This window comes from Pseudomonas paracarnis, assembly GCF_904063055.1.
Lineage (GTDB): Bacteria > Pseudomonadota > Gammaproteobacteria > Pseudomonadales > Pseudomonadaceae > Aquipseudomonas > Aquipseudomonas paracarnis.
In genome coordinates, this window is record NZ_CAJFCN010000002.1 from 161,644 (window position 1) to 174,928 (window position 13,285).

Sequence of the window (13,285 nt, forward strand, 5' to 3'; positions counted from 1 at the left end):
GGGTTAGGGCTTGCCCTGCAAATCGCGCCAGGTGAGGTACACACGCAGGTCGAATTCCACCTGATGGTAGCCCGGCATCATGTATTGACAGAGTTTATAGAACGCCTTGTTGTGGTCCGACTCCTTGAAGTGAGCCAACTCGTGTACCACGATCATGCGCAGAAACTCCGGGGCCGCCTCCTTGAACAGCGACGCGATGCGAATCTCTTTCTTGGATTTGAGATTACCGCCCTGCACCCGGGAAATCGTGGTGTGCAAACCCAAGGCACGATGGGTCAGGTCCAGGCGGTTGTCGAACAGCACCTTGTCGATAGACGGCGCGTTACGCAGGTGCTCCTGCTTCAAGGCCAGGGCATAGGCGTACAGGGCCTTGTCGCTCTGCACCCCATGGCGTTCGGGGTAGCGCTGTTCCAGGTAAGCCCCCAACTGGTCCTTGGCGATCAGTTGGCGCACTTGCTCCTGGAGCGCGGCGGGATAGGCCTGGAGGTATTTCAACGCGGTCATGGGCTCTGCAACGCAATTGGGACGGGCGCCAGTGTAGCGAATTCAAAGCGCGCGAGGGTAAGACCAGCCGGCAACGTCTTCGGCCATCAACGGCAGCGCCGCCCACGGCCCCTGGATATACGCGCAGCCATTGGCCTTTAGCCACTGTGTTTGCTCAAGGGTCTCCACGCCTTCGGCGATCACCAGCACACCAAAATGCTCACACAGTTGGATGATGCTGCGCGCCATCGCCCCATCCCGCGCCGAGCCAGGCAGGCGCGCCACTAATTGAGGGTCAAGCTTGAGGGTATCGAATGCCAGGTCGCGCAAATGGGCCAGGGAGCACTGGCCGCAGCCAAAGTCGTCCAGGGCAATCCGCACCCCGATCCGGCGTAGTAACTGGAGTTGCTTGGTAGACTCGGCAAGATTACTCATCAAGCAGTCCTCGCCGATTTCCACCTCCAGTTGCCGCCCCTCTAACCCATGCCGTTCCAGCATCTGCTGCAGTTGGTTGGCCAGGTTGGGCATGTTGAACTGGCTGCTGCTCAGGCTCACGCTCAACACCAGTTCGGGGTCGAAGGTGGCTTGCCAGGCCTGGCGCTGGGCAGCGACTTGCTGGTAGATCCAGGCACTCAACTGGTTGATCAACCGCGCCTCTTCCAGCAGCGGCAAGAACAGGCCCGGCGGCACATCGCCGACGCTGGGATGCTGCCAACGCAACAGCGCTTCGACGCCGCGCAAACGCCCGTCTTCCAGGCAAACCTGAGGCTGGTACACCAAGGTGAAGTCCTTGTTGGCAATGGCGGTACGCACACTGTCTTCCAGCATCAACCGCGAGCGGGCGCGGCCGTTCATTTCCTGGTCGTAGTAACGATACTGCTGACGGCCGGCGCGCTTGGCTTCGTACATGGCAATATCCGCCGCCCGCAGCAGGCCGCTCAAGTCCGAGCCGCAATCCGGGAAGGTCGCGATGCCGATACTGACCCCAAGCATCACCTCCAGCCCATCGACCTGCTGGCACACAGAAACCCGCTCGATGAGCTTTTCCGCGATCTTCGCCGCCTGTTCGGGAAACTCCAGCTCCAGCAACGCGGTGAATTCATCCCCGCCCATGCGCCCCAGAATGTCGTAGGAACGCAGGCACGCCTGCATTTGCTCCGAAACCCAACGCAGCACGCGATCCCCGGCGTCATGGCCCAACGTATCGTTGACCCGCTTGAAGCCATCCAGGTCCAGGTACAGCAATACCAGCGCCTGCTCGCTCCGTTCGCTGCGCAGCAACGTATTCTCCATCGCCTGATGGAAACCGCGCCGGTTCAGCAGCCCGGTCAACGGGTCGGTCACGGCCTGGAACTCCAGTTGCTGGTGCAGATGCCGTACTTCGGACATGTCCAGCACCGTCACCACCATCGCCTTCTGCTCCACAGGCAAGGGCGCGCAGGACAACGCTACCGGCACCTGCTGGCCCCGACCGGTACGCAAAATGGCGTCGTGTTGGCGCCACGTCTCGCCCCGGCGATACGCCTCGTACATGGGGAAGCCCAACCAGGCTGGCACATGGGGCTTTTGCAGGAAACTGAGGAAACTCTCGCCCTGCAACTCAGCCATCGTCGCATTCAACAGCCGGGAAATGGCCGGGTTGGCGTACTCGATCACACTGTTTTCGCTCACCACTAAAATGCCCTCGGCGGCGTTATCCAGCACCGAGGCATTAAAAGCGCGGGCCAACTCCAGGTCATGGCTCAGGCGCTGCAAGGCACGGCGATTGCGCTGGTGCTCGAGCAACGCCTGCACCTTGGGCTTGAGGATGTGCGGGTCAAAGGGCTTGAACAGATAGTCGATCGCCCCACTGGCGTAGCCTTCCAGCACCGCGTCGGGCGAATGGGCGGTGGCGGTCAGAAAGATAATCGGCGTCATGCGCGTGCGCTGGCTGCCCCGCATCAGGCGCGCGACCTCAAAGCCGTCCATGCCCGGCATGCGCACGTCCAGCAGCACCAAGTCGACGTCATGGGCCAGCAGTAACTCCAAGGCTTCCAGGCCAGACGCAGCAGTGATCACCCGCCAGTCGTCACGCTGCAACAGCGCACGCATGCTGACGAGGTTTTCCGGGTAGTCATCGACCACCAACAGAACCGAAATTGCATCGTCGTGTTGCGGAGCGCCATCCATGCTACGTCTCTTCCTTAGGGAGCTGCACCGGTCACTTTTGCTACCAAGGCCGGATAAACACTGAGGGCTCACTCTAGCCGCGCGGCCAAAAAAACAGAAGTGACGTGGGTGCCCTCATTGTGCCAAAGACCAGGAAGCCGACTAACGGTAAGGCCCTGTAGCCCGCGGTTCACGGGCAACATGGCTTTTTGGCATTCCTCTGACGCCAATAAATTGCCAGCAATTGTTTAACAATCTCACCCGCACCGCCTATAAAGAACCTGGAAGGCCCTTTGGGCCAATGCCTACACCCTCTGTAAAAAGGCCAACACCATGATCGACCTTTCCACCTGGAACCTGAGCATCCCGGTCGGCTCCCCACCCACGACCATTGAAACGCCAAGGCTGATGAGCGGCTTCAACGATCAATACTTCCAGGCCGAAGGCAGCGATGTGCAGTTCTGGACGCCTGTGACGGGCTCGCGCACCGAAAACGCCATCTACCCACGCAGCGAATTGCGTGAAACCTACGCCGACGGCCGCCTGCGTAACTGGACCTACCCCGAAGCCGACAACTTCCTGCGCGCCACCCTCACCGTCAACCAGGTGCCCTCCTCCGGCAAGATCGTGATCGGCCAGATCCACGCCTACGACAGCCAGAAACCGTTGATCAAGCTGGAGTACCAATTCAAGGAGAAAACCCAGACCGGCAACATCGTCGCCAAAGTGCGCATGCGCCCGGACGAAGCCGAAAGCCAGGTGATCATCGTCGCCTCCAATGTGCCGCTGCAGAAGAGCTTCACCTACGTGATCAACCTCAACAAAGCCGGGCTGCTGAGCGTGTATGCCGCCGACAGTGAGTGGAATGAACGCATAGGCGCGGCCTGGGGTGACAAGCCGTTGTACTTCAAGGCGGGGGTGTACGTGCAGGACAATTCGGGCGACACCAATGAGGGCGCGCGGGTGACGTTTGCGAAGTTGGATATTGATCATGAGTGAATCGTCCCGTGAGACACCGGATTTTTCCCAGATAAATCCAAAGCTTTAAACACACCGCCGCCCCCTGTGGGAGCCGGGCTTGCCCGCGATGGCGGCACATCAGCCACTATCCTAGGCGCCTGACACACCGCCATCGCGGGCAAGCCCGGCTCCCACATTGACCATGCATCGACTTCAAGGTCCGGTGTGAGTCCTACAGCACCGTTGCGGCCAGCCACATCGCCGCTTATAGTTCGCCCCGTCGCTGGCATTGATCGGCGATAGGGTTTCGCAGCCCTACAGAGTTAAAACCGCACCCGTCAAAACAACCCCGGTACCCTTGCCGAAGGTCGTCTTTGTTATGGCGGCTGTGCGTGGGAGACCTTCGGGTCTGCCGGGTCTTAACTCCTCGGTCTGCGAACCCGCGTACAGCTGCCACCCAACTTGTTTCGCAGCAAACGGTGGTCATTCTTCTCTCGAGTTAAGGGTTCACCATGACCCAGCAACTACCACTTCGTCGCTTCACTCCTTGCACAGAAACCGCCACCGACTACCCCGTGCTGCTGATCGACAGCGAAGCCCCACTGCTCGACCTCCACGCCTGCCTGCGCGAACGCCTCAACGCCGCTCTGGAACACCTGAACCTGATGGCTTGCTCCAGCCTGCCGGATTTTGCCGAGCGCGACCTGAACAACATGGCCAATACCGCACGCATTCTGGTGCAGGACGTGAGTGATGTGTTTCGGGTCATTGAACACCGTGGTTTCGGCGCTTCATCTGCAAGTTGATTAAATGGTGTCCATAAAAAAGCCCGCATCGCTGCGGGCTTTTTATTAACACTTGAGGCTCAGTTCACCTTAGCGTTCAACTCACCTTTCAAATACCGCTGGTACATCGCTTCCAGTGAGATCGGCTTGATCTTAGAAGCATTACCCGCCGTACCAAACGCTTCATAACGTGCGATACACACATCACGCATCGCCGTCACGGTGGCGCCGAAGAATTTACGCGGGTCGAACTCGCTCGGGTTGGTGGCCATCAGGCGACGCATCGCACCGGTGGAGGCCAGGCGCAGGTCGGTGTCGATGTTGACCTTGCGCACGCCGTACTTGATGCCTTCGACGATTTCTTCAACCGGTACGCCGTAGGTTTCTTTGATGTCGCCGCCATACTGGTTGATGATCGCCAGCCACTCTTGCGGTACCGAGGAAGAACCGTGCATCACCAGGTGGGTGTTGGGGATGCGCTTGTGGATTTCCTTGATGCGGTCGATGGCCAGCACGTCGCCGGTAGGCGGCTTGGTGAACTTGTAGGCGCCGTGGCTGGTGCCGATGGCGATGGCGAGGGCGTCGACCTGGGTCTTCTTGACGAAGTCGGCCGCTTCTTCCGGGTCGGTCAGCATCTGGCTGTGATCCAGCACGCCTTCGGCGCCGATGCCGTCTTCCTCGCCGGCCATGCCGGTTTCAAGCGAACCCAGGCAGCCCAGCTCGCCTTCAACCGAAACGCCGCAGGCGTGGGCCATGGCCACGGTTTGTTGGGTCACGCGTACGTTGTACTCGTAGTCGGTTGGGGTTTTGCCGTCTTCACCGAGGGAGCCGTCCATCATCACCGAGCTGAAGCCCAGTTGGATCGAGCGCTGGCACACGTCAGGGCTGGTACCGTGGTCCTGGTGCATGCACACCGGGATGTGCGGGAATTCTTCGATGGCAGCAAGGATCAGGTGACGCAGGAACGGGGCGCCAGCGTATTTGCGCGCACCGGCCGAAGCCTGGACGATCACTGGGGAGTCGGTCTTGTCAGCGGCTTCCATGATGGCGCGCATCTGCTCAAGGTTGTTGACGTTAAAGGCTGGGACGCCGTAGCCGAACTCGGCTGCGTGGTCCAGCATTTGACGCATGCTGATAAGTGCCATTGTGTTGTCTCTCCCGGTCGAGGGTCGTTAATCGTGCAAGCCTGCCGTAGCGGCGGCTGCTATTCAAGTTATTGCAGATCAAGGGGTTGAGCCTTGTGCTGCTGAATCGTTATTGCTGTTGGGTTCAGTTGGCTTTGCAGCCGCGCCCAATCAAATCATCCGTCGCTACCCAGTAAACCAGGCCTTCCTCACCTTTGGTGTGAAACGCCAACTGGCCGTCGCTGTACAGCACGCCGGAGGCGGCTACCTCTTGCTTGAGCCGATAAACCTGGTCCGAACCGCCGAGGCGTACATCCACTTCGGAACGGGCCTTGTTGGCAAAGCGCCAGTTGACCTCGGCCTTGCTGTCGCAGGTCCAGGTGGTCCATTTGTCGGCTGGCTCTGCCTTGTTGAACAGGTTCATGCTGCTGCAGCCGGCCAACAGGGCCAGAGCTGCCAGGGCGAAAACGCCTTTCATTGCCAATCCTCGCAGGGAGGCCTATGGGCCGCCGTTGCTGTCGGTTAGTGGATCAGACCCGTCATGGGCAACCCTGTTCCTGACCGTTGGGCGCGGAGTCGTATTTCTCCAGCCGTTCGTTGCCGATGCGCTTGTTGATCACCGGCATGGTCTCGGCTTGCCAGTCAGCCTGGTAACAGCTTTTTCTCAACGGTGCCTTGGCGTTATCCGCCTCCGGCGCCGCGCTGGGTGTGCTGCCGCAGCCGGCCAACAGGCCCGCTGCGATCACCAGTGCCAACGACTTGATCATGGGAACGCTCCTTTTCCTGATCACGCGAGCCTTAACCTTTGGCTCGGGTTTCCAGCACTTCCACAGCTGGCAACACCTTGCCCTCGACGAACTCGAGGAAAGCGCCACCACCGGTAGAAATGTAGGAGATCTGATCAGCCACACCATATTTATCGATTGCCGCCAGGGTATCGCCACCGCCAGCGATGGAGAACGCCGAGCTTTCAGCGATCGCCTTAGCCAGCACTTTGGTGCCGTTGCCGAATTGGTCGAACTCGAATACGCCCACCGGGCCATTCCACAGGATAGTCTGGGATGCCTTGAGCAGCTCGGCGAAGTTGGCTGCCGTTTGCGGGCCGATGTCCAGGATCATGTCGTCGTCGGCCACGTCAGCGATGAGCTTGACGGTCGCCGCGGCGCTTTCCGCGAATTCCTTCGCAACCACCACGTCCACCGGCAACGGCACGCTGACCTTTGCAGCAATGGCGCGGGCGGTGTCGAGCAGGTCTGGCTCGTACAGGGACTTGCCCACCGGGTGGCCGGCAGCGGCCAGGAAGGTGTTGGCAATGCCGCCGCCGACGATCAGTTGGTTGCAGATCTGGCTCAGGCTGTTGAGCACGTCCAGCTTGGTGGATACCTTGGAGCCGGCAACAATGGCCGCCATCGGTTGGGCCGGAGCGCCCAGGGCCTTGCCCAGCGCATCCAGCTCGGCAGCCAACAACGGGCCCGCCGCGGCGACCTTGGCGAACTTGGCCACGCCGTGGGTCGAACCTTCGGCGCGGTGGGCGGTGCCGAACGCGTCCATCACAAACACGTCGCACAGGGCGGCGTATTGCTGGGCCAGTTCGTCGCTGTTCTTTTTCTCGCCCTTGTTGAAGCGCACGTTTTCGAACAGCACGATATCGCCGGCTTTCACGTCCACGCCGCCCAGGTAGTCTGCGACCAATGGCACGTCACGGCCCAGGGCCTTGCTCAGGTACTCGGCGACCGGCTTGAGGCTGTTTTCGGCAGAGAACTCACCTTCGGTCGGGCGACCCAGGTGGGAGCAGACCATCACGGCCGCGCCTTTTTCCAGGGCCAGCTTGATGGTCGGCAGCGAGGCCAGGATTCGCGCATCGCTGGTGACAACACCGTCCTTGACGGGGACGTTGAGGTCTTCGCGGATCAGTACGCGCTTACCTTGCAGATCGAGGTCGGTCATCTTCAACACGGTCATGGGTCGCAGTTCCTGAATTACTGTTGAGGTTGTTTAGAAGCGATGTGCAGATAGTGTTCGGCAACATCCAGCATGCGGTTGGCAAAGCCCCATTCGTTGTCGAACCAGGCCAGAATGTTCACAAGCCTAGGGCCGGAAACGCGGGTCTGGCTGGCATCGACAATCGCCGAATGCGGGTCATGATTGAAATCGCAACTGGCGTGGGGCAGCTCGGTGTAGGCCAACAGACCTTTGAGCGGGCCGCTGGTGGCGGCGTCGCGCAGGATCCGGTTGACTTCGGCCGCGTCAGTGTCACTGACGGTTTGCATGGTGATATCCAGGCAAGACACATTCACCGTCGGCACCCGTACGGCTTTGGCCTGGATTCGCCCGGCAAGTTCCGGCAGCAGTCGCTCGATGCCACGCGCCAGGCCGGTAGACACCGGAATCACTGACTGGAACGCCGAACGCGTGCGCCGCAGGTCTTCGTGGTGATAGGCGTCGATGACCGGCTGGTCGTTCATCGCTGAGTGAATCGTGGTGATCGACACGTAATCCAGGCCGATCGCCTGGTCCAGCAGGCGCAGCAACGGCACGCTGCAGTTGGTGGTACACGACGCGTTGGACACCAGCAGCTCATCGCCGGTCAGGCAGTCCTGGTTGATGCCGTAGACGATGGTGGCGTCGACATCCGCCTCGCTGGCCATCGGCTGGGAAAACAGCACACGCGGTGCGCCGGCGTCGAGAAAACGCTGGCCATCGGCACGGGTGTGATAAACACCGGAGCATTCCAGCACTAGGTCGACGCCCAGTGCTTTCCAGTCGATGCCTTCGGGGGTGGCACTGCGCAACACTTGCACGCAGTTGCCATTGATATGCAGACAATCGCCTTCAACCCGCACTTCGCCAGGGAAACGGCCGTGGGTGGAGTCAAAGCGTGTCAGGTATTCGATGCTGGCCATGTCGGCCAGATCGTTGATCGCAACAATTTCAAACCCGGCCGCCGCCCCTCGCTCGAACAGAGCACGCAAGACGCAACGACCAATGCGGCCGTAGCCGTTGAGTGCAACTTTGTAGGGACGCGATTGGGGCATGGGGTTCTCGATCAAGGTTAGTTCAGTGATGAATGTACTGGCGCCATCGCGGGCAAGCCCGCTCCCACAGTGGACCGCGATCCAAATGTGGGAGCGGGCTTGCCCGCGATGGCGCCAATACAGACAACGCAGACTGACTTAGTCTTCCAGCAACTCTTCAGCCTGACCCAGGATGTTTTCCAGGGTGAAACCGAACTCTTCGAACAAGGCTGGCGCCGGCGCCGACTCACCGTAGGTGGTCATGCCGATCACACGGCCTTCCAGGCCCACGTACTTGTACCAGTAGTCGGCGTGAGCCGCTTCGATGGCGATACGCGCACTGACCTGCAACGGCAATACCGATTGCTTGTAACCGGCGTCTTGGGCTTCGAACACGCTGGTGCAGGGCATGGACACAACGCGCACGTTGCGGCCTTGCTCGGTCAGCTTGTCGTACGCCTGAACGGTCAGGCCCACTTCGGAACCGGTGGAGATCAGGATCAGCTCCGGCTCGCCGATGCAGTCCTTGAGCACATAACCGCCACGGCTGATGTCGGCGATCTGCGCGTCGGTACGCACCTGGTGCTGCAGGTTCTGACGCGAGAAGATCAGCGCCGAAGGGCCATCCTTGCGCTCGATGGCGTGCTTCCAGGCCACAGCGGATTCCACCGCATCGGCTGGGCGCCAGCAATCGAGGTTCGGCGTAGTGCGCAGGCTGGTCAGTTGCTCGACCGGCTGGTGCGTCGGGCCGTCTTCGCCCAGGCCGATGGAGTCGTGGGTGTAGACGTGGATCACGCGCTTCTTCATCAGCGCCGCCATACGTACGGCGTTACGTGCGTATTCCATGAACATCAGGAAGGTCGCGCCGTAAGGCACCAGGCCGCCGTGCAGGGACACGCCGTTCATGATGGCGCTCATGCCGAACTCGCGCACGCCGTAGTACATGTAGTTGCCGCTGGCGTCTTCGGCAGAGACACCTTTGCACCCCTTCCACAGGGTCAAGTTGGAACCGGCCAGGTCAGCCGAACCGCCGAGGAACTCAGGCAGCAACGGGCCAAAGGCGTTCAGGGTGTTCTGGCTGGCTTTACGGCTGGCGATGGTCTCGCCCTTGGCCGCGACTTCAGCGATGTAGGCCGAGGCCTTTTCCGAGAAGTCGGCAGGCAGGTCACCGGCCAGGCGGCGCACCAGCTCGTTGGCCAATTCCGGGAATTCGGCGGAGTACGCAGCGAAACGCTGGTCCCACTCGGATTCAGCCGCCAGGCCTTTTTCCTTGGCATCCCATTCGGCGTAGATATCGGCCGGGATTTCGAACGGGCCGTGGTTCCACTTCAGTGCTTCGCGGGTCAGGGCGATTTCCGCGTCACCCAGCGGGGCGCCGTGGCAGTCTTCTTTACCCTGCTTGTTCGGCGAGCCGAAACCGATGGTGGTCTTGCAGCAGATCAGGGTTGGCTGCGCGCTCTTGCGAGCGGTGTCGATAGCGGTCTTGATCTCTTCCGGATCGTGGCCGTCGACATTGCGGATCACCTGCCAGTTGTAGGCTTCGAAACGCTTAGGCGTGTCGTCAGTGAACCAGCCTTCGACTTCGCCGTCGATGGAGATGCCGTTGTCATCGTAGAAGGCAATCAGCTTGCCCAGGCCCAGGGTACCGGCCAGGGAGGCGACTTCGTGGGAAATGCCTTCCATCATGCAGCCATCACCCAGGAACACGTAGGTGTGGTGGTCAACGATGTCGTGGCCAGGGCGGTTGAACTGCGCGCCCAGGACTTTTTCCGCCAGGGCGAAACCAACCGCATTGGCCAGGCCTTGGCCCAGGGGGCCGGTGGTGGTTTCCACGCCTGGGGTGTAGCCGAACTCCGGGTGGCCCGGGGTACGGCTGTGCAGCTGGCGGAAGCTCTTGAGGTCGTCAATGGTGACGTCGTAGCCGGTCAGGTGCAGCAGCGAATAAATCAGCATCGAGCCGTGGCCGTTGGACAGCACGAAGCGGTCACGGTCGGCGAACGACGGGTTGCTCGGGTTGTGTTTCAGGTAGTCACGCCAAAGTACCTCGGCGATATCCGCCATGCCCATCGGGGCACCGGGATGGCCGCTGTTGGCTTTTTGCACGGCATCCATGCTGAGGGCACGAATGGCGTTGGCACGCTCACGACGGCTGGGCATCGCTGATCTCCTGGAGTTTGCTTATAAAGAAACGGAAAAAAGGACCGGCATTTTCCCTCAGCCACCGCCTGCGGGCAATGAAAGATAGTTACTTGTGGGCGTTTTTCCTGTGCTTTGGGCATCAATCCCTTGCAGAAACCTTTAACCGGTTCGTCTAAAGGTTATAGCGATGGCTTATAACCGCCACTTATCGATCAATATCAAAACTTTTTGATATTGGCCTTGCGGGGATCTACACCCGTCACTAGACTGCTGGCCTTATGAACCTACCCGTGCCCTCCCTGCGTCCTGACGACGGCGATGAACTGGCTGCCTTGTGCAAGGCCGCTGGCGATCCGTTGCGCTTGAACGTACTGCGCGCACTGGCCAACGATTCTTTCGGGGTACTGGAGCTGGCGCAGATCTTCGCCATCGGCCAGTCCGGCATGAGCCACCATTTGAAGGTGCTGGCCCAGGCCGACCTGGTGGCTACCCGTCGCGAAGGCAATGCGATTTTCTACCGGCGTGCCCTGCCCCATACCGAACTGCTTGGCGGAAAATTGCACGCTGCCCTGCTCGACGAAGTGGATAACTTGTGCCTGCCCGGCGATGTGCAATCGCGCATCGGCCAGGTGCACGGACAACGCGCCGCCGCCAGCCAGGATTTTTTCTCACGGGTGGCCGACAAGTTTCGCGCCCAGCAGGATCTGATCGCCGGCTTGGCCCAGTACCGCGAAAGCGTACTGGCGCTGCTGGACAAGCTGAGCTTCAGTGAAGAGGCCACGGCCTTGGAAGTCGGCCCTGGCGACGGCGGTTTCCTGCCCGAACTGGCGCGTCGCTTCGAGCAGGTCACCGCGCTGGATAACAGCCCGGCGATGCTTGAACTGGCGCGCCAACTCTGTGAGCGCGAAGCCTTGGGCAATGTGCGCCTGCAGTTGGCCGACGCCCTGAGTGACACCGGCCTGCGAGCCGATTGCGTGGTGCTGAACATGGTCTTGCACCATTTCGCCGCCCCGGCAGAAGCTCTCAAGCAAATGGCCGGGTTGCTGCACCCCGGCGGTAGCCTGCTGGTTACGGATTTATGCAGCCACAACCAGAATTGGGCCAAGGAGGCCTGCGGTGATCTCTGGCTGGGTTTTGAACAGGACGATCTGGCCCGTTGGGCCACCGCTGCGGGACTCGTTCCCGGGGAAAGCCTCTATGTAGGTTTACGTAATGGTTTCCAGATTCAGGTCCGCCATTTTCAGCGACCGGCTGGCGACACTCACCATCGGTAAATATCAGGAAAACATCGAGATGAGCGAATACTCCCTTTTCACCTCCGAGTCCGTGTCTGAAGGGCATCCGGACAAAATCGCCGACCAGATTTCTGATGCGGTGCTGGACGCTATCATCGCTGAAGACAAGTTCGCCCGTGTGGCGTGCGAGACGCTGGTGAAAACGGGCGTGGCGATCATCGCCGGCGAAGTTACCACCACTGCCTGGGTCGACCTGGAGCAGATCGTGCGTGACGTGATCACCGACATTGGCTACAACAGCTCCGACGTCGGCTTTGACGGCGCAACCTGCGGCGTGATGAACATCATCGGCAAGCAGTCCCCAGACATCAACCAGGGCGTTGACCGGGCCAAACCTGAAGACCAGGGCGCCGGCGACCAGGGCCTGATGTTCGGCTACGCCAGCAACGAAACCGACGTACTGATGCCCGCGCCGATCACCTTCTCGCACCAGCTGGTACAACGCCAGGCCGAGGCGCGCAAATCCGGCGTACTGCCATGGCTGCGCCCGGACGCCAAGTCCCAGGTGACCTGCCGCTACGAAGGCGGCAAAGTGGTGGGCATCGACGCCGTCGTACTGTCGACCCAGCACAACCCGGATGTGTCCTACGCCGACCTGCGTGAAGGCGTGATGGAACTGATCGTCAAGCACGTACTGCCTGCCGAACTGCTGACCAAGGATACCCAGTTCCACATCAACCCGACCGGCCAGTTCATCATCGGTGGCCCCGTGGGCGACTGCGGCCTGACCGGCCGCAAGATCATCGTCGACAGCTACGGCGGCATGGCCCGTCACGGCGGTGGTGCATTCTCCGGCAAGGACCCGTCCAAGGTTGACCGCTCTGCGGCTTACGCCGGTCGTTATGTGGCCAAGAACATCGTGGCTGCCGGCCTGGCCGAGCGCTGCGAAATCCAGGTTTCCTACGCCATTGGCGTCGCCCAGCCTACGTCGATCTCGCTGAACACCTTCGGCACCGGCAAGATCAGCGATGACAAGATCGTCAAACTGGTGCGTGAGATCTTCGACCTGCGCCCTTACGCGATCACCACCATGCTCGACCTGCTGCACCCGATGTACCAGGAAACCGCAGCCTACGGCCACTTCGGCCGCACCCCGGCGCAGAAGACTGTGGGTGATGACACCTTCAGTACCTTCACCTGGGAAAAAACCGACCGCGCCAACGACCTGCGTACCGCCGCCGGCCTGTAATCGTTCGCGGTAAATAGAGCCCCGCCAGGTCTGCCTGGCGGGGCTTTTTGTTGCCTGCAGGGCCTCTTCGGGCTTTTTTGGATCCAAGGCTTGCAGGCAAAATGATGGCCCACTAGAATCCGCGCCCTCTCGGGCCCTTCACCTTATT

At 60.6% G+C, this 13,285-nt stretch carries 12 protein-coding genes; 4 read left to right on the plus strand and 8 right to left on the minus strand.

Going from position 1 to position 13,285, the window contains the following annotated elements:
• Positions 1–3 precede the first annotated feature (3 nt).
• Together JMV15_RS05325 and JMV15_RS05330 are read right to left on the minus strand one after the other, a co-directional pair.
• Complete coding sequence (locus JMV15_RS05325) at positions 4–504, minus strand: M48 metallopeptidase family protein (RefSeq protein ID WP_014720273.1); 501 nt, start codon at positions 502–504, stop codon at positions 4–6.
• 42 nt (positions 505–546) lie between these two features.
• The gene (locus JMV15_RS05330) at positions 547–2,652 is read right to left on the minus strand and encodes a putative bifunctional diguanylate cyclase/phosphodiesterase (RefSeq protein WP_014720274.1); all 2,106 of its coding nucleotides are present in this window, start codon (positions 2,650–2,652) and stop codon (positions 547–549) included.
• Between the two features lie 312 nt (positions 2,653–2,964).
• On the opposite strand from JMV15_RS05330, the gene JMV15_RS05335 reads away from it, so the two are divergent.
• Together JMV15_RS05335 and JMV15_RS05340 are read left to right on the plus strand one after the other, a co-directional pair.
• Positions 2,965–3,630, plus strand: coding sequence for a polysaccharide lyase family 7 protein (locus tag JMV15_RS05335; RefSeq protein ID WP_014720275.1), 666 nt, complete (start codon positions 2,965–2,967; stop codon positions 3,628–3,630).
• A 473-nt stretch (positions 3,631–4,103) separates the two neighbouring features.
• The gene (locus JMV15_RS05340; RefSeq protein WP_038451799.1) at positions 4,104–4,397 is read left to right on the plus strand and encodes a hypothetical protein; all 294 of its coding nucleotides are present in this window, start codon (positions 4,104–4,106) and stop codon (positions 4,395–4,397) included.
• Positions 4,398–4,456: 59 nt separating this feature from the next.
• Here the strand turns inward: JMV15_RS05340 and fba are convergent, their stop codons facing one another.
• The 6 genes from fba to tkt form a co-directional block, all read right to left on the minus strand.
• On the minus strand, positions 4,457–5,521 hold the full coding sequence (gene fba, locus JMV15_RS05345) for a class II fructose-bisphosphate aldolase (RefSeq protein ID WP_003177554.1): 1,065 nt from the start codon (positions 5,519–5,521) through the stop codon (positions 4,457–4,459).
• A gap of 124 nt (positions 5,522–5,645) precedes the next feature.
• Entirely contained in the window at positions 5,646–5,978 is a 333-nt protein-coding gene (locus JMV15_RS05350; protein WP_069868815.1) for an MliC family protein, read from the minus strand.
• 61 nt (positions 5,979–6,039) lie between these two features.
• Entirely contained in the window at positions 6,040–6,267 is a 228-nt protein-coding gene (locus tag JMV15_RS05355; RefSeq protein ID WP_003194953.1) for a hypothetical protein, read from the minus strand.
• A gap of 31 nt (positions 6,268–6,298) precedes the next feature.
• Positions 6,299–7,462, minus strand: a complete 1,164-nt coding sequence (locus JMV15_RS05360) for a phosphoglycerate kinase (RefSeq protein ID WP_003194956.1) — start codon at positions 7,460–7,462, stop codon at positions 6,299–6,301.
• Between the two features lie 17 nt (positions 7,463–7,479).
• Entirely contained in the window at positions 7,480–8,535 is a 1,056-nt protein-coding gene (epd, locus tag JMV15_RS05365; RefSeq protein ID WP_201491311.1) for an erythrose-4-phosphate dehydrogenase, read from the minus strand.
• A 138-nt stretch (positions 8,536–8,673) separates the two neighbouring features.
• Positions 8,674–10,671 carry a transketolase gene (tkt, locus tag JMV15_RS05370; RefSeq protein ID WP_019817446.1) on the minus strand — a complete coding sequence of 666 codons (1,998 nt, stop codon included), beginning with the start codon at positions 10,669–10,671 and terminating at the stop codon, positions 8,674–8,676.
• 260 nt (positions 10,672–10,931) lie between these two features.
• On the opposite strand from tkt, the gene JMV15_RS05375 reads away from it, so the two are divergent.
• Positions 10,932–11,927 carry an ArsR/SmtB family transcription factor gene (locus JMV15_RS05375; protein WP_003194962.1) on the plus strand — a complete coding sequence of 332 codons (996 nt, stop codon included), beginning with the start codon at positions 10,932–10,934 and terminating at the stop codon, positions 11,925–11,927.
• 19 nt (positions 11,928–11,946) lie between these two features.
• Positions 11,947–13,137, plus strand: coding sequence for a methionine adenosyltransferase (gene metK, locus JMV15_RS05380; protein WP_003194964.1), 1,191 nt, complete (start codon positions 11,947–11,949; stop codon positions 13,135–13,137).
• Positions 13,138–13,285 lie beyond the last annotated feature (148 nt).